We start from the raw sequence: 16,466 nt of genomic DNA on the forward strand, positions 1-16,466 counted from the left end.
ACCGCGTTCCTAGCGTGGGACGCACACTCACCCCCAGTGTCTGCTCAATCAGGGAGGCGCCATGACCACGACCGACACCCCGTCGATGACGGATACCGCTGCACCATCGCGCACCACCGCCCCGGCCGACGCGCCGGTCACCCTCACGCACCGCCCCGGCCGCTGGATCGACGGCTGGAACGCCGAGAGCCCGACGTTCTGGGCGGCATCGGGCCGCGCGATCGCGCGGCGCAACCTCGGCTGGTCGATCTTCGCCGAGTTCCTCGGGTTCATCATCTGGCAGCTGTGGAGCATCGTCGTCGTGATGCTGCCGGCCGCCGGCTTCCAGCTCACGAGCTCGGAGTCGTTCTGGCTCATCTCGCTGCCGAGCCTCGTCGGCGCGACCCTGCGCTTCCCGTACACGTTCATGGTGGCGATCTTCGGCGGCCGCAACTGGACGATCGTGTCGGCAGGCCTGCTGCTCATCCCGGCCGTCCTGCTGGGCATCGTCGTCTCCAACCCCGAGACCCCGTTCGGCGTGCTGCTGCTGGTCGCGGCGCTCGGCGGTGTGGGCGGCGGCAACTTCGCGAGCTCCATGGCGAACATCACCTACTTCTTCCCGCAGAAGGAGAAGGGCTGGGCGCTGGGTCTCAACGCGGCGGGCGGAAACCTCGGCACCTCGGTCGCACAGTTCGCCGTGCCGATCGTGGTGACGCTCGGCGCCGGCGCCACGCTCAACATCTCGCTCGCTGGCTGGATGTGGATCCCCTTGATCCTCGTCGCGATGTTCGGCGCGTGGCGCTACATGGACAACCTGTCGTCGGCGAAGGCCGACTTCTCAAGCTCGGCCGCGGCGCTGCGCGAGGGACACCTATGGGTCATGGCGCTCCTCTACATCGGCACCTTCGGCTCGTTCATCGGCTTCGCGAGCGTCTTCCCGAAGCTCATCGCCGATCAGTTCCCCGAGTTCTCGACGATCCAGGTCGGGCAGGCGGCGGTCTCGCTCGCCTTCCTCGGCGCGCTCGTCGGCTCGCTCGCCCGTCCGTACGGCGGCCGCCTGGCCGACCGGTTCGGCGGCGCGCGCGTGACGGTGTGCGCGTTCTCGGTCATGGCGCTCGGCGCGCTGGCCCTCGTCTGGACGCTGCCGATGCACAACTTCGTCGTGTTCCTCGCGTGCTTCCTCGTGCTGTTCGCCGCGACCGGCATGGGCAACGGATCGACGTACCGGATGATCCCGAGCATCTTCGCCGCACGCTCGCAGGCGCGCGGCTACGAGGCCGGCACGCCGGAGGCCACCAAGATGACCCGCAAGTCGGCCGCGGCGCTCGGGCTCATCTCGGCGATCGGCGCCTACGGTGGGTTCCTCGTGCCACAGGTGCTCAACGCCTCGCAGCTCGCCACGGGCGGCTACCAGGCCGCGTTCTACGGCTTCGTCGCCGCGTACGTCGGCCTGCTGCTGCTCACGGTCTTCGTGTACGTGATCCCGCGTGCGTCGCTGGCGAAGCAGCGCATCTGACCGCACCTGCTCTGACGGAGAGCGGATGCCTCGGCCCCGAGGCATCCGCTCTCTTTCGCGTGTGCATACGCGCTGTCACCCACCCGCGCTCGTGCGTCGCGTGGTGGACGGGTCTCAGTAGACGTCGCGGACGTAGCGCTCGTCGGCGGCGAGGCCTCGCACGTACTCGGCGGCGGCCTCCTCCGACAGCTTGCCGTGCTGCTGCGCGATCGTCACGAGCGTGGCGTCGACGTCCTTGGCCATGCGCATGGCGTCGCCGCACACGTAGACGTGGGCGCCGTCCTCCAGCCAGCGCCACAGGTGGGCGCCGTGCTCGACCATGCGGTCCTGCACGTAGACCTTCTGGCGCTGGTCGCGCGAGAACGCGACGTCCAGGCGCGTGAGGAACCCGTCCTCGCGCATCTCGTCCAGCTCGTCGCGGTAGTAGAAGTCGCTCGCGGCGTGCTGCTCGCCGAAGAACAGCCAGTTGCGGCCCGTGTGGCCGTCGGCGCGGCGATCGTGCAGGAACGCGCGGAACGGCGCGATCCCGGTGCCGGGGCCGATCATGATCATCGGGGTGTCGCCGGCCACCGGCGGACGGAACGCGGGCGAGCGCTGCAGGTACACCGGGGCCGCGAGGCCGTCGCCGTCCGCGAGGAACGTCGAGCACACGCCGCCGCGCGCGCGGCCGGAGTCGGTCTCGAAGCGCACCACCGAGACCGTGAGCTCGACGGTGTCGGGGTCGGTCTTCGGGCTCGACGAGATCGAGTACTGGCGCGGCTGCAGGCGCTTGAGAACGCCGACCCACTCCGCCGCGGATGCCCGCACCGGGAAGTCGCGCACGAGATCGACGGCCTGCTGACTCCACAGGAACTGGTCGAGGCGGCCCTTGTTCTCGCGCCGCAGCAGTCCCGCGAGCATGCTGTCGGCGCTCCGCTCCGCGATGAAGCGCACCAGGTCGACGGGGGTCTTCGTGATGTCGAGTCGCGTGCGCAGGGCGTCGGCGAACGTGCGCTCCTCGCCGTCGATCTCGACGATCTCGAGCGGGGCGACGCCGGTGGCGTCGAGCCACTCCGCGACGACGCCGGGAGCGTTGGCGCACACGACGCCGAGCGAGTCGCCGGCCTCGTACGTCGCGCCGGAGTCCGCGAGGTCGAACGCGAAGCGCCGCACCTCCTTCTGCGATGCGGGCCCGCTCAGCAGATCGTTGCGCACCAGCCGCGCCTGCACCGGGTTCGCACGGCTGAAGAGGCGCTTCGCAGGCGCTGCCTGCAGGGGGACGGATGCCGCCACCGCCGTCCCCTCGGCCGCCAACGTCTCGAGAACCTGGGCGAGCCACGCCTCGCGCGGTTCGTCGGCGTCGGGCTCGAGGTCCACGCGGTCGAGCAGCGCCGTCGCGCCGAGCTCCCCCAGGCGGGCGTCGAGCCGGCGTCCGTGCCCGCAGAAGTCGTCGTAGTTCGAGTCGCCGAGCGCGAGCACGGCGTAGCGGAGCCCCGAGAGCTCGGGCGCACCCTCGGCGTTGAGCTCGTGCCAGAGCGTCGCGGCGTTGTCGGGCGGCCCGCCGTCGCCGAAGGTCGACGTCACCACGAGCAGCCGGCGCACCTCGGTGAGGTCCGTCGCGCGCAGCTCCGCCATGCTGCGGGCGCGTGCCGGGATGCCGCGCGCACCGAGTGCGGCCGTCGCCGCCGTGGCGAACTCCTCGGCATTGCCCGTCTGCGAGCCCCACAGCACGACGACCTCGTCGAGCGCCTGGGCCCCCGGCATCCCCGTGCCGATCGTCGTGCGCGAGTACGCCCCGGCGAGCACGCCGTCGAACCACGCGCGCGCGAGGGCGCCGAGCGGGGCCTCGGCCGGGAGAACCGGCACCTCCCCCGGCGCGAGCGCCACCGACCGCACGGTCGACAGGAAGCCCGCGAGGTACGCGCCCTCGAGGTCGTTCAGCTGCGGCGGCGCGAGGGCGACGCCGGCGCTCGCGAGTGCCTCGTCGGCGGACGCGGTCGACGACCCCGCTCCGCCCACCGCCGGGCCCACGCGGCGGAGCGTGACGGCGGCGAACTTGAACTCGGGCTGGGCGGACAGCGGATCGACAGCGTCGCTGGTCACGGCGTTCACCGTGACGTACTCGCCGTGCTCGTCGTTCCAGTGGAACGGCGCGAACAGCCCGCCGGGCTGGACGCGGTCGGTGAGCACCGCCGGCACGACGAACCGGCCGCGGCGCGAGGCGACCTCGACCTGGTCTCCCTCCGCGATCCCGAGGCGCTCCGCGTCGCCGGGGTGCACCTCGACGAACGGCCCCGGGTGCAGCTTCTCGAGCTTCGCGACGCGCCCCGTCTTCGTCAGCGTGTGCCAGTGGTGCGGCAGGCGGCCGGTGTTGAGCACCCAGGGGTAGTCGTCGTCGGGCAGCTCGGCCGGCGCGAGGTGGGGCCGCGCGAGGAACTGCGCGCGCCGCGACGGCGTCGCGAACGCGAGCTGCGGGATCGTGCCGTCGTCTTCGACGTGCAGCGACTGGCTCACGCCGTCGTTGACGTACCGGATCGGATGCCGCGTCGCGACGTCGTCCGGCGGCGCCGGCCACTGCACCGGCGTCTCGCGCAGGCGCTCGTACGTCACGCCGCGCAGGTCCCAGCCGGTCTGCGGGTTCCAGAAGCGGCGGATCTCGTCGAACACCTCGGCGCTCGAGGCGAAGTCGAATCCGTCGAAGCCCATGGCACGGGCGACCTGGCAGATCGTCTGCCAGTCCGGCTGCGCCTCGCCCGGTGCCGGGATCACGTCGCGCACGAGGGTCAGCGTGCGGTCGCTGTTGACGGTGACACCCTCCGCCTCGACCCAGAGCGTGGCCGGCAGGAGGACGTCGGCGTAGGCGGTGGTGGCGGTCTCGGTGTAGACGTCCTGCGCGATGACCAGTTCGGCGGTCTCGAGCGCCTCGATCACCGTCTTGCGGTTCGCGACCGAGGCGACGGGGTTGCTGCAGATGATCCAGACGGCCTTGATCTCGCCGTCAGCCGCGCGGCGGAACATGTCGATGGTGCCCGAGCCCGACTCCGCGCGGATCGCGCCCTGCTCGAGACCCCAGACGTCCTCGACGAACGCACGGTCGGGTGCGCTGAACACGGCGCGCTGGCCGGGCAGACCCGGCCCCATGTAGCCCATCTCGCGCCCGCCCATCGCGTTCGGCTGGCCGGTCAGCGAGAACGGCCCGCTGCCGGGGCGGCAGATCGCCCCGGTCGCGAGATGGAGGTTGCAGATGGCGTTCGTCGACCACGTGCCGTGCGTGGACTGGTTGAGGCCCATCGTCCACAGCGTCATCCACTCGCCGGCCTCACCGATCCAGCGGGCGGCGGTGCGGATGTCGTCCTCGGCCAGTCCGGTCAGCTCCGCGACGCGGGCCGGCGGGTACTCGGCGAGAAGCTCGGCCATGTGCTCCCAGCCCTCGGTGTGGGCGGCGATGAACTCCTCGTCGATGTCGCCGGCCTCGACGAGCAGGTGGAGCAGGCCGTTCAGCAGCGCGAGGTCGGTGCCCGGCTGGATCTGCAGGAAGAGGTCGGCGCGGTCGGCCGTCGTCGTGCGACGCGGGTCGACGACGATGAGCTTCGCGCCCTGCTTCAGCCGGTCCGCCATGCGCAGGAAGAGGATGGGGTGGCAGTCGGCCGTGTTCGAGCCGATGACGAAGAAGAGGTCGGCCCGGTCGAAGTCCTCGTACGAGCCGGGCGGGCCGTCGGCACCGAGCGACTGCTTGTAGCCGGTTCCTGCCGACGCCATGCACAGCCGCGAGTTCGACTCGATGTGGATGCCCCGCAGGTACCCCTTGACGAGCTTGTTCGAGAGGTACTGCGCCTCCATGCTCATCTGCCCGGAGACGTACAGGGCGATGGCATCGGGCCCGTGCTCGTCGAGGATCGCGCGGAGGCCGGCCGCAGCATCCCTCACCGCATCGGTGAGCGGAACGGGCACCGCCGGCTCGCCGCGCGCGGGCCGCACGTGCGCCGTCGTCATGCGCCCGGGAGCCTGCATCAGCTCGGCGTGGGTCGCGCCCTTGGTGCACAGGCGGCCGGCGTTCGTCGGGTGGGCGCGGTCGCCCGCCACCTTCGCGATGGCGAGTGGATGCCCCGCCCCGGCGTCCGCGGTCGTCACCGAGATGCCGCAGCCGACGCCGCAGTAGGAGCACACGGTGCGTACTTCGCCCATGCCTCCGATGATCCGGGATGGAGGTTCCGGGGCGTTTCCCGCCGTGTTTCCCGCAGATCACATCTGCCGCACGCGCGGCGGACGCAGGCAGTGAAGAGTCGTCAGTCGGTGGAGTCGTCGCCGTCTGCGGCGGACTCGGACTCGGATCCGGCGGGAGCCTCGTCGGCCTCGCCGGGGATCTCCTCGAAGAGTCCTGCGGGCGGCGTCACGATGACGCGACGGCCCTCGATGTCGACCTCCGGCACGATCGCCTTGACGAACGGCACGAGCACCTCTTCGTCGCGGACCTTCACGATGAGGAGGTCCTGCGAGGGGAAGTGATCGACGCGGGCGACCTTGCCGACGATCTCACCGTCGCGCACGACATCGAGGCCGACGAGCTGGTGGTCGAACCAGGCGTCCTCCTCGGCGGGCGACGCTGCGAGGTCCTCGTCGATCCAGAGGATCGCGCGGATGAGCCCTTCGGCCGCGTCGCGGTCGTCGACACCTTCGAAGAAGGCGACCGGGTGGCTGTTCATCCACTTGAACTCGCGCACCGTGAGGGGCTTGCCGTGCCAGGGCGACGACTCGGGCACCTGGAGGGTGAACGTCGCGCCGGGGACGAAGCGGCCCTCCGGGTCGTCGGTGTACAGCTCGAGCTTGATCGCGCCCTTCAGGCCGTGCGCCTTCACCAGGCGGCCGACCCGGAGCTGCGTCTTGCCCTCGGGGGGAACGGCGTTCACGGGGCCCCGGGCGTCCGCGCCCGATCCCGTGGTCTCTTCGCCTGACACCTCAGTCATCCGCGACGTCGACGCGCACGCGGCGGCCGTCGGCGAGGGCAGAGATGAGGGTGCGCAGGGCTTTGGCCGTGCGGCCGCCGCGCCCGATCACGCGACCCCGGTCGTCGGGGTGGACGTGCACCTCGAGCACATCGCCTCGCGGCGACGTGGACGAGTCGATGCGGACGTCGTCCGGGTGATCGACGATCCCCTTGACGACGTGTTCGAGCGCGGCGGCGAGCAACGGATTACTCGGCGGACTCGGCGGCCTCGTCGGCCGCGTCGGTCGCCTCGTCGGCGGGAGCCTCGGCGGGCTCCTCAGCCTTCTTCTCAGCCTTCGGCTTGATGACCGACTTCTTCGAGGCGTCGACCTCGAACGCGGCCTTGTCCTCGCGGGTCTTCACGGTCGAGACCGCGTTCTTGTCGCCCTTGAACTGACCCCAGTCGCCGGTCAGCTTGAGGATGGCGAGCACCTGCTCGGTCGGCTGGGCGCCGACGGACAGCCAGTACTGCGCACGCGCCGAGTCGACCTCGATGAACGAGGGCTCCTCGGTGGGGTGGTACTTGCCGATCTCCTCGATGACACGACCGTCGCGCTTGGTGCGCGAGTCGGCCACGACGATGCGGTAGTAGGGCGCACGGATCTTGCCGAGGCGCTTGAGACGAATCTTGACAGCCACGATTCTCCTGAATGTGTGGAAAGTGATTGAACCGGTCGCCTGGAGCGTGGGGTGCACACCCGGCGGAAGCTCTGAAGGAGGATCTCCCCGCTGGATAGAGGGTCGAGCAGGTGATCCAGCCCACAATTATTTCATATCGCAGGAGCTCCCGCGAACACCCCGCCCACCAGATGTCTTCCTGTGCCGTGAACCAACCGGACCCCGCGAGTCACCGTGTCAGACTGTGCGCATGACGGTGCCCTTCGCGACATCCGCCCGATCGTCCGTCGGTCTCGAGTGGGAGCTCATGCTCGCCGATGCCGCGACCGGCGACCTCATCCCCGCCGCACCGGACCTGCTCGCGGCCCTCGAAGAGGACTCGACGCTCGAGCGCTACACCGTCACCGGAGAGCTCCTGACGAACACCGTCGAGGTGACGAGCGGCGTCGGCGACACGGTCGCGGCCGCGACCGACGACATCGCCGATGCGATCGCGAAAGTGCGCACGTTCACCGACGCGCACGGCGTCGACCTGCTGTGCGCCGGCAGCCACCCGTTCGCGCAGTGGTACGACCAGAGCGTCACCGACAAGACCCGCTATCACAAGCTGATCCAGCGCACCCAGTGGTGGGGACGCAACATGATGATCTGGGGCATCCACGTGCACGTCGGCGTCGACGACGTCGACAAGGTGTTCCCGATCATCAACGCTCTCGCGGTCTACCTGCCCCATCTGCAGGCACTGTCGGCGTCCAGCCCGTTCTGGGCGGGCGACCGCACCGGGTACGCGTCGAACCGGGCGCTCGTCTTCCAGCAGCTGCCCACGGCGGGACTCCCCTGGCCGCTGCACGACTGGCGCGAGTTCGAGGGATACCTCGACGACATGGTGCGCACGGGCGTCATGGAGGACGCCAGCGAGGTGCGGTGGGACATCCGCCCCGCTCCGCGCTGGGGCACCATCGAGGTGCGCGCGTGCGACGGCATGTCGACGCTCCCCGAGCTCGCCGCTGTGGCCGCGCTGGTGCAGGTGCTCGTGGAGCACTTCTCGCGCCGCCTCGACGAAGGACTGCCGCTCGAGACGATCCAGCCCTGGTTCCTGCGCGAGAACAAGTGGCGCGCGGCGCGGTACGGCCTCGATGCGCGCGTGATCGTCGACCACCTCGGCACCCAGCGCCCGGTCGTCGAGCACCTGCATGAGACCCTCGAGCAGGTCGGCGACATCGCCGTGGAGCTCAAGTGCGCCCGTGAGCTCGCCGGCATCCAGGCGATCCTGACGGGCGGCGCGAGCTACTCGCGTCAGCTCGCGATCGCCGACGCCGCCGACGGCGACCTCCGCGAGGTCGTGCGCCACCTGGTCGGCGAGTTCCGCTCCGGCCCGACGCTTCGCGACCACCTCGCCACCCTCGGCCACTGACCCCGGCGGACGTGTGACCGGACGGATGCCGCGGCCCGCAGCATCCGTCCGGTCCGATGTCAGCCGCGTCAGCGCTGTACCCGCATCAGGCGATGAGGCGAAATCAGGCCCGATCGGCGCGAAACCGACCTGTCTTCGCCTCATCGCCTGATTCGAGCACGCACAGCGGCGCGGCCGCGCCGCCCGACCACCCCAGTGGAGCCGCTCGGCAGTGCGGGTGAGCAGGTCGAACGCCGTTCCTCCCCAACCCGGCGCATGCGCGGGTTCTCCACCGGTCGCGCCGCGCGGCGTCGCCGGCGGGCTGGGGGCGTCCACCCTGTCACCATGGCCTCGACTCGCCAACCGGTTCCGGACCATGAGCGCCACGCCGCGCTCGCAGCCTGGCTCTCCACACGCAGCATCGCGCACACCTCGGAAGCGCGGGCGGCCGGCTACTCGGCCCGTGAGATCGCGGCGGTCGTGGCGATCGGCGGCGCACGGCGTGAACGGCGCTCGTGGCTCGTGGCCCCCGGCACGGACAGTCGGCGCGTGGCCGCGATCCGCGTCGGTGGGCGCCCCACCTGCATCACCGCTGCAGCGATGTCGGACCTTTGGACACCGGACCACACCGACCTCCACGTCGCGGTCCTCGGGAACGCGTCACGCCTCGACGCCACCGGCCTTCGTCTTCATTGGGCGCCCGGCCCGGCGCCGATCGGCCGCCTCAGCACCAAGGAACCCATCGTCAACGTGCTCTTCCAGGTTGCTCGGTGCGTGCCGCGCGATGACGCGCTCGCAGTCTGGGAATCGGCGATCCGCGCGAAACGTGTCGATCCGAAGACTCTGTCGCTCGTCGCGTGGCATTCACCCGCCGCCGCGGAGCTCGCGAGAGTCGCGTCGGATCTCTCGGACTCCGGGCTTGAGACGCGGTTCATCCACGGCTTGCGACGGGCGGGCATCGGGGTCCGGCAACAGGTGTTCCTCGCTGGGCACCCCGTCGACGGCCTCATCGGCGACCCGATCAGCGCGGGCCCGGCCTGTTTTCGCCTCATCGCCTGATTCGAAGACGGACGGAGAGACCACGACGGGCATCCGCGCGTGGGCGTGGGTGATGGATGCTGCGGCCCGCAGCATCCGCTTCAGCCGATGTCAGCCGCGGCCGAGCATCTTCTGCAGCTCGGCGAGGTCGGCCTCGGTCGGCGCGCCCTTCGGGCTGCTGCCGAGCCCGAAGCCGGAACCGGTAGGAGCCTCGGGTGCCTGCGCAGCGATGCCGGCGTTCTCGGCGGCGCGCTTGGCCGGGTTGCCCGACCGCGAGCCCTTGGCCTTCTGCTGCTTGCCGCGCTTGGACGACGCGCCCGGGCGCCCGCCGCCCGGGATCGGGCCCATGCCGGGGATGTTCGGCATGCCGCCGCGCGCGACGGTCTTCATCATCTTCGCGGCCTGCTCGAACCGCTGCACGAGCTGGTTGACGTCGGTCACGGTCATACCCGAACCGCGGGCGATGCGCAGGCGGCGCGAGCCGTTGAGGAGCTTGGTGTTGCGACGCTCGGAGGGAGTCATCGAGCGGATGATCGCCTCGGTGCGGTCAATCTCGCGCTCGTCGAAGTCGTCGAGCTGCTGCTTCATCTGGCCCATGCCCGGGAGCATCCCGAGCATCTTCTTCATCGAGCCCATCTTGCGCATCTGCTGCATCTGCTCGAGGAAGTCCTCGAGCGTGAACTGCTCGGTCGCGAGCTTCTCGGCGACCTTGAGCGCTTCCTCCTCGTCGAACGCCTGCTGCGCCTGCTCGATGAGGGTGAGGATGTCACCGAGGTCGAGGATGCGCGAGGCCATGCGGTCGGGGTGGAACGCCTCGAGGTCGTCGAGACCCTCACCCGTCGACGCGAAGATGATCGGGCGACCGGTGACCGAGGCCACCGAGAGCGCGGCGCCGCCACGGGCGTCGCCGTCGAGCTTCGAGAGCACGACGCCGGTGAAGTCGACGCCGTCCTGGAACGCCTTCGCCGTGTTGACGGCGTCCTGTCCGATCATCGCGTCGATGACGAAGAGGACCTCGTCGGGGTCGGTCGCCTTGCGGATGTCGGCAGCCTGCTTCATGAGCTCGGCGTCGACGCCGAGACGGCCGGCGGTGTCGATGATGACGATGTCGTGCTGCTGGCGGCGGGCGACCTCGACGCCGTCGCGGGCGACCTTCACCGGGTCGCCGACGCCGTTGCCGGGCTCGGGCGCGTAGATCGCGGCGCCCGCGCGCTCGGCGACGACCTGGAGCTGGTTGACGGCGTTCGGGCGCTGGAGGTCGGCGGCGATGAGGAGGGGCGTGTGGCCGTCCTTCTCGAGCATCTTCGCGAGCTTGCCGGCGAACGTGGTCTTGCCCGAGCCCTGGAGACCCGCGAGCATGATGACGGTCGGCGGGTTCTTCGCGAACTGCAGCCGGCGCTGCTCGCCGCCGAGGATCGCGATGAGCTCCTCGTTGACGATCTGCACGACCTGCTGAGCCGGGTTCAGCGCCTTGTTGACCTCGTCGCCGAGAGCGCGCTCGCGCACCTTGGCGGTGAACTCCTTGACGACGGGCAGCGCCACGTCGGCGTCGAGCAGGGCTCGCCGGATCTCGCGGACCGTGCCGTCGACATCCGCGGGCGTGAGCTTGCCCTTGGTGCGGAGGTTGCGGAAGGTCTCGGTGAGCCGGTCGGAGAGGGTGCCGAAAGTCGCCATGATGCCCCGATTCTACGGGAGCGCACCGCGTGCTTCGGCGTGGGCTTCCGCCCGCGTTCAGGCGCGGGCGCCCTCCGGCGCGCGCTCGTAGCCGTACGGGGTGATCGTCAGCTCCGCCTGACCGCCGGTGAGCGCGCGCAGGTCGAGCACGTAGCGCGCGAGTTCCGCATCGGGGACGGTGGCGACGACCCGGGTGCGTCCGTCCGCGTCGGTCTCCGACTGCACCACGCGACCGCGGCGTCCCGACAGATCGGTCAGCACCTGCCCCTGACCGGCCGCCGGCACGATCACCACGACCGTGGAGACCGGTTCGAGGAGAACGGCGCCCGCCTGCGCGAGCGCGGCCCTCACCCCGATCGCCGCAGCCGTGCGGAAGGCCATCTCCGACGAGTCGACCGAGTGGGACTTGCCGTCGAAGAGCTCGACGCGCACGTCGACGACGGGGTGCCCGAGCGTGCCGCCGGCTGCGAGCGCGTCGCGGGCGCCCTTCTCGACCGCCGGGATGTACGAGCGCGGCACGGCGCCGCCGACGACGGAGTCGACGAACTCGAATCCCACGCCGGGGGCGAGCGGCGCGACCCTCAGCATCACGACGGCGAACTGCCCGTGTCCGCCCGATTGCTTCTTGAGCTTCCCCTCGGCCGTCGCGCCGTGCGCGATCGTCTCGCGGTACGCGACCGGCGCGGGACCGGTCGTGACATGCACGCCGAGCACGCGAGCCAGCCGTTCGACGGCGACCGCCACGTGTGTGTCGCCGAGTCCGCGGAGGATCGTGTCGGCGCCGGTGCGATCGACGATGAGCGTCGGATCCTCGGCGAGCAGACGGCCGAGCGCCGTCGTGAGCTTCGTGTCGTCGGACTGCGACACCGGCTGCAGGCTCATCGCGAACACGGGCGGCCGCGCGGGCAGCCGCGCGGGACGCGCATTCGTCTGCGGCCGGCTCCACAGGAGCGAACCCGACGGCGTGCCGGCGAGCTTGGCGACGGCGCCGATCTCGCCGGCGCGCAGCGCGTCGACCGGCAGGTGCTCGGCGCCGCGCAGTCGGAACAGTGCCGGCATCCGCTCCTCGACGCCCGTCGTCGCATTGCGCAGGCGGTCCCCCGGGCGCAGGACGCCGGAGAGCACCTTCAGCATCGCGATCTGACCGACGAACGGGTCGGCCACGGTGCGGAACACGTGGACGAGCTTGTCGCCGTCGGGGTCGGGCGCGACCCGGTGCTCGCCCCCTCCGCCGCCGTCGGCGTCGACGCCCAGCACGATGCGGCTGTCCCGGTCCGCCACTGCGGGTGCGAGCTCGCAGAGGAGGTCGAGGACGCGGTCGACGCCCGTGCCCGTCGCCCCCGAGCACACGACGACGGGGACGCCGTCGCCGGCGGCGACCGTGCGGGCGAGGGTGCGCCCGAGCTCGGTGGCCGGCGGCTCGCGGCCCTCGAGGTACGCCTCGAGCTGCTCATCGTCGCGCGACACGATCTCTTCGGTGACCTCCTGGTGCAGGCGGTGCTCCTCGTCCGCGAGATCGGCGGGCACCGCCTCCGCGTGATGACCGCCGTCGGCGTCATACAGCACGGCCTGTTCGGTCAGGACGTCGGCGACGCCGTGGAAGCCCTGCGCCTCCCCGACCGGCAGTTCCAGCGCCCAGATGCGGTCGCCGAACTCCGCGCGCAGCTGATCGAGCACGGTGCGAAACGATGCCCGCGCCCGATCCTCCTGCGTCACGACGACGACGCGCGCAACGCCGGCGGCCTCCGCGGCGGACCACGCGGCGCGCGCGCCGGCCGTCACCCCGTCGATCGCGCTCACGACGAGGACGGCCACGTCGGCGACGGCGAGCGCCGCGTCGACCGCTCCCGCGAAGTCGGGGTGGCCGGGGGTGTCGAGGAGGGTGATGCCGCAGTCGAGGTCGTCGACGCGCCAGGACAGCCAGGCGGGCGTCAGCCCGAGCGTCGTGTGGCGCGCGATCTCCTCGGGTTCGTGATCGCATACGGTCGTGCCCTGCTCGATTGATCCGCGTCGAGAAATCGCGCCCGCGCCGAGCAGCAACGCCTCCGCCAGCATCGTCTTGCCCGATCCCGTCGCACCGATGAGGGCGACGGAGCAATGCCTGGAGCGTGCGGCTGCCGATTCCACGGGGACCTCCCACGACGATGTGCGCTGGGCACCATCGTGCACCGTCCGGGTGCCGGCTGCCAGAGGACAATTCAGGGACGAGGCGCCCCGGCTCCGACGCCGAGCGCGGCGCGCAGCGCCTCCTTCGCCTTCGCATACCTGCCGCGGGCGGTGGATGCCGGGATCCCGAGCACGTCCGCGGCCTCGGCGATCGAGAACCGCTCCCAGTGCACGAGGCGCACCAGTTCCGCCAGATCGGGATCGAGCCGCGCGAGGGCGTCGCGCACCTCTGAGCCCTCGTCGGCGGCAGGGGCCGCATCATCCGTCCCCGGATCGAGACGGATGCGGTCGGCCAGCGCCCAGCGGCGGCGCTCACCCCGCGCGTGGTTGAGCACGGTCGTGCGCGCGACGCCGAACAGCCACATGCGGGCCTGCTCGGGATCGCTCGGCAGGTCGCCGACGCGCCGCCAGGCGACGACCATCGTCTCGCCGAGGAGGTCGGGGGCGTCATCGAGGCCGACGCGTCGCTGGAGATACGCGAGGAGATCGGCGGATGCCGCCTCCAGCGCCGCGGTCAGGCGCCGGTCGTCCCGGCTCACGAGCCGGCCCCGAAGTCGTACAGCCGGCCGTCTCCCTCGAAGCACTGGATCTGCGAGCTCGCGTCGCTGCCGACGAATCGGGGATCCGGCACCGAGAACCCGGCATCCCTCAGCGCCTGGGCCTCGAGATCGGCTACGACGAGCGTCCACGCGATCCACTCATCGGCGAACGCGTTGTGAGCGATCGCCTCCGCGCGGTCTTCCGGCGACAGCTCACCAAGCTGCCGGTCGAGTTCGGTCCGCTCCTCGGGCGACCTCAGTGCGAGGTACTCCTCCTGCCTCTCCGGCACGAGGGACTGCGCCTCACCGACCACATCGGTCGTGCGGTACCACTCGTCGAGTGTGCGATTGACCTCGGAGAGGAAAGCGGGGTCGGGGCCGTTGCGATACCCCGAGAAGCGCAGTTCGCAACGGAATCCGTTGGACATCGTGAACGCCACCGCACCCACGGGTTCCTCGATGGTCCATGCCCCGAAGCCGTCGGTCGCAGCCGCAACGCCGGCCCCACCGACGAGCAGCGCGGCGAGCGCCCCCGCTGCGAACCCGATCCGCCGGCGTCGGGGCCGGCGCGCCTCCCGCGACGCGGGGCCGATCATCGCGCGCAGGTCGGCGGGATCGGCCGCGCGCGTGGCGGGCGAGGAGCGATCGAGGAGATCGTCGAGCAGATCGGGGGTCATCGTGCCTCCAGTGTCGAGGGGGTCGTCACCTCGTACCTGTCCGGCATGGCGGGAAACGTCCGCCGAGGCGCGTCACTCCGCGGGGCCGAGCTCCTGGAACAGGGTGAGCTGCAGACCGGCGGGGCCGCGCAGGCGGGCGTTGAGCGAGCGCCAGGGAGTTTCCCGGGCGGATGCCTCGACCTCGGCTCCTGCGTCGGCCAGACGCGTCACGGCGGTCGGTGTGTCGGCGACTTCGAGGGCCAGGCGGATGCGGTCGCTCGGAGCGTCGCCGTCGGTCTCGACGCGGTCGATGAAGTCGACCTGCGCGGGATTGGCGATCTCGAGCGTCGCGCGCCCCGCCGCGAGGATCGCGACGCGCGCACCCCCGTCGGCCTCGTACGCCTCGGCCTGCGGCATTCCGACCACGTCGCGGTAGAAGGCGAGGGTCTGCTCGAAGGCGGCGGCCTGCACCACGACGCGGAGCTGCGCGACCTCCCCCACCGGGGCGTCCGACGACACCGGCGCGGCCGCATCGGCGGCGAGTGAGAGGAACCGCGCGAGTGACGTGCGTCCCGCGCCGTCGTGGGCCCACGCCTCGATCGCGGTGAGGACTGCGCCGCCCCACGCGGCTCCGGCGACCTCGGCGCGCACGCGGTCTGCGCCGCCGTCGAGGAGTCGCTCGGCGACCGCTCGCGCCACGCGGGCGCGGCGCAGCGCGGCGTCGCGCTCGTACTCGGCCTCCAGGCCCATGGCCGTCGCGTTGACGATGCCGAGCGCGAGGCTGTCGGGGGCGAAGGAATCGGCGATGGCCAACGTCGCCGCGCGCACGTCGGCGGCAGCATCCGTCCCGCCTCCCGACACCAGACCCTGCTCGAACGCCGTGAGCCGCTCGTCGAGTCCCGCCCAGAGCACATCGGACTTCGACGAGAAGTAATTGAAGAAGCTCGAGCGGCTCACCCCGGCACGCCGGGCGATGTCGACGATCGACGTCTGCTCGTACCCCTGCTCCAGGAAGAGTTCGCAGGCGGCCTCGGCGATCGTCTCGCGCGACGACGCCTTGGGGCGCCCCGCGCGCGGCTCGGTGGACATGATGCCCACCCTATTGGGCCCCTCGAGCGCGCGGCACGGCGGTGCCGTCACGGCAGCTCGTCGACCCGATGCGATGTATTCTTGGACGCGATCCATCAATCGCCACAAGCGAAGAGCGAAGGAGCACGATGCTCGACATCCAGACCGTCGGCCTCTCCCCCGACTACGTGCCGTACCTCGACGGGTGGGCGCTGCAGCGGCGCATCCACGACGACGTGGTCGCGGGCGCTCGGCCCGACACCCTCCTGCTGCTCGAGCACGAGCCGGTCTACACCGCCGGGGCGCGCACCGCGCGTCACGAGCGACCCACCGACGGCACACCCGTGGTCGACGTCGACCGCGGCGGGAAGATCACGTGGCACGGACCGGGCCAGCTCGTGGGCTACCCGATCGTCCGGCTCGCCGAGCCGGTCGACGTGGTCGCGCACGTGCGCCGCCTCGAGCAGCTGCTGATCGACGCACTGGGCGAGTTCGACATCGACGGCTACCGCGTCGAAGGACGCAGCGGCGTCTGGGTGCGCCGCCCGCTGGGCGAGGACAAGGTCGCGGCCATCGGCGTGCGCGTGCAGCGCGGCGTGACGATGCACGGCTTCGCACTGAACTGCGACAACTCGCTGGCCGGCTTCCGCGGGATCATCCCGTGCGGGATCACGGATGCCGGGGTCACGACGGTCAGCGAGATCGCCGGCGCCGACATCTCCCCCGCCGACGTCCTCGACACCGTGAGCCGCGTGTTCGCGGCCGACTTCGCGGGGGTGCCCGCGTGAGCGCGTGCGGCACGGAGTCCGGCGCCTCCGCCGGCGCAGGGGGCGCAGCATCCGTCTCCCCGTCCTCC

General features: G+C 71.4%; 13 protein-coding genes. 4 read left to right on the forward strand and 9 right to left on the reverse strand.

Going from position 1 to position 16,466, the window contains the following annotated elements; genetic code table 11:
- Window positions 1-61 precede the first annotated feature (61 nt).
- Window positions 62-1,495 carry an MFS transporter gene (locus ACFC1I_RS04005; RefSeq protein WP_376006557.1) on the forward strand — a complete coding sequence of 478 codons (1,434 nt, stop codon included), beginning with the start codon at window positions 62-64 and terminating at the stop codon, window positions 1,493-1,495.
- Between the two features lie 114 nt (window positions 1,496-1,609).
- Here the strand turns inward: ACFC1I_RS04005 and ACFC1I_RS04010 are convergent, their stop codons facing one another.
- From ACFC1I_RS04010 to rpsP, 4 genes are all read right to left on the reverse strand, one after another.
- Window positions 1,610-5,659, reverse strand: coding sequence for a molybdopterin-dependent oxidoreductase (locus ACFC1I_RS04010; protein WP_376006558.1), 4,050 nt, complete (start codon window positions 5,657-5,659; stop codon window positions 1,610-1,612).
- A gap of 101 nt (window positions 5,660-5,760) precedes the next feature.
- Entirely contained in the window at window positions 5,761-6,429 is a 669-nt protein-coding gene (gene rimM, locus ACFC1I_RS04015) for a ribosome maturation factor RimM (RefSeq protein ID WP_376006772.1), read from the reverse strand.
- 1 nt (window position 6,430) lies between these two features.
- A complete protein-coding gene (locus tag ACFC1I_RS04020) occupies window positions 6,431-6,661 on the reverse strand; it encodes an RNA-binding protein (RefSeq protein ID WP_045276246.1) in 231 nt (76 codons plus the stop codon).
- 4 nt (window positions 6,662-6,665) lie between these two features.
- Entirely contained in the window at window positions 6,666-7,097 is a 432-nt protein-coding gene (gene rpsP / locus ACFC1I_RS04025; RefSeq protein ID WP_376006559.1) for a 30S ribosomal protein S16, read from the reverse strand.
- A gap of 229 nt (window positions 7,098-7,326) precedes the next feature.
- Between rpsP and ACFC1I_RS04030 the strand changes: the two genes are divergently transcribed.
- The gene (locus tag ACFC1I_RS04030; protein ID WP_376006560.1) at window positions 7,327-8,490 is read left to right on the forward strand and encodes a glutamate--cysteine ligase; all 1,164 of its coding nucleotides are present in this window, start codon (window positions 7,327-7,329) and stop codon (window positions 8,488-8,490) included.
- Window positions 8,491-9,018: 528 nt separating this feature from the next.
- Complete coding sequence (locus tag ACFC1I_RS04035) at window positions 9,019-9,528, forward strand: hypothetical protein (protein ID WP_376006561.1); 510 nt, start codon at window positions 9,019-9,021, stop codon at window positions 9,526-9,528.
- 90 nt (window positions 9,529-9,618) lie between these two features.
- Here ACFC1I_RS04035 and ffh read toward each other — a convergent pair whose 3' ends face one another.
- From ffh to ACFC1I_RS04060, 5 genes are all read right to left on the reverse strand, one after another.
- Window positions 9,619-11,181, reverse strand: coding sequence for a signal recognition particle protein (gene ffh, locus ACFC1I_RS04040; RefSeq protein WP_376006562.1), 1,563 nt, complete (start codon window positions 11,179-11,181; stop codon window positions 9,619-9,621).
- A gap of 57 nt (window positions 11,182-11,238) precedes the next feature.
- Window positions 11,239-13,308 carry an elongation factor G gene (locus ACFC1I_RS04045; protein WP_376006563.1) on the reverse strand — a complete coding sequence of 690 codons (2,070 nt, stop codon included), beginning with the start codon at window positions 13,306-13,308 and terminating at the stop codon, window positions 11,239-11,241.
- A 71-nt stretch (window positions 13,309-13,379) separates the two neighbouring features.
- Window positions 13,380-13,886, reverse strand: coding sequence for an RNA polymerase sigma factor (locus tag ACFC1I_RS04050; protein WP_376006564.1), 507 nt, complete (start codon window positions 13,884-13,886; stop codon window positions 13,380-13,382).
- On the reverse strand, window positions 13,883-14,563 hold the full coding sequence (locus ACFC1I_RS04055; RefSeq protein ID WP_376006565.1) for a hypothetical protein: 681 nt from the start codon (window positions 14,561-14,563) through the stop codon (window positions 13,883-13,885). The genes ACFC1I_RS04050 and ACFC1I_RS04055 overlap by 4 nt, the downstream gene beginning before the upstream one ends.
- A gap of 72 nt (window positions 14,564-14,635) precedes the next feature.
- Window positions 14,636-15,631, reverse strand: a complete 996-nt coding sequence (locus tag ACFC1I_RS04060; protein ID WP_376006566.1) for a TetR family transcriptional regulator — start codon at window positions 15,629-15,631, stop codon at window positions 14,636-14,638.
- Window positions 15,632-15,699: 68 nt separating this feature from the next.
- On the opposite strand from ACFC1I_RS04060, the gene lipB reads away from it, so the two are divergent.
- Window positions 15,700-16,398 (forward strand): lipoyl(octanoyl) transferase LipB, encoded by a 699-nt coding sequence (gene lipB, locus ACFC1I_RS04065; RefSeq protein WP_376006773.1) that lies wholly within the window; start codon window positions 15,700-15,702, stop codon window positions 16,396-16,398.
- Window positions 16,399-16,466: the final 68 nt, after the last annotated feature.

The sequence above is a fragment of the Microbacterium sp. NPDC056044 genome, assembly GCF_042267145.1.
Taxonomy (GTDB): Bacteria; Actinomycetota; Actinomycetes; order Actinomycetales; family Microbacteriaceae; genus Microbacterium.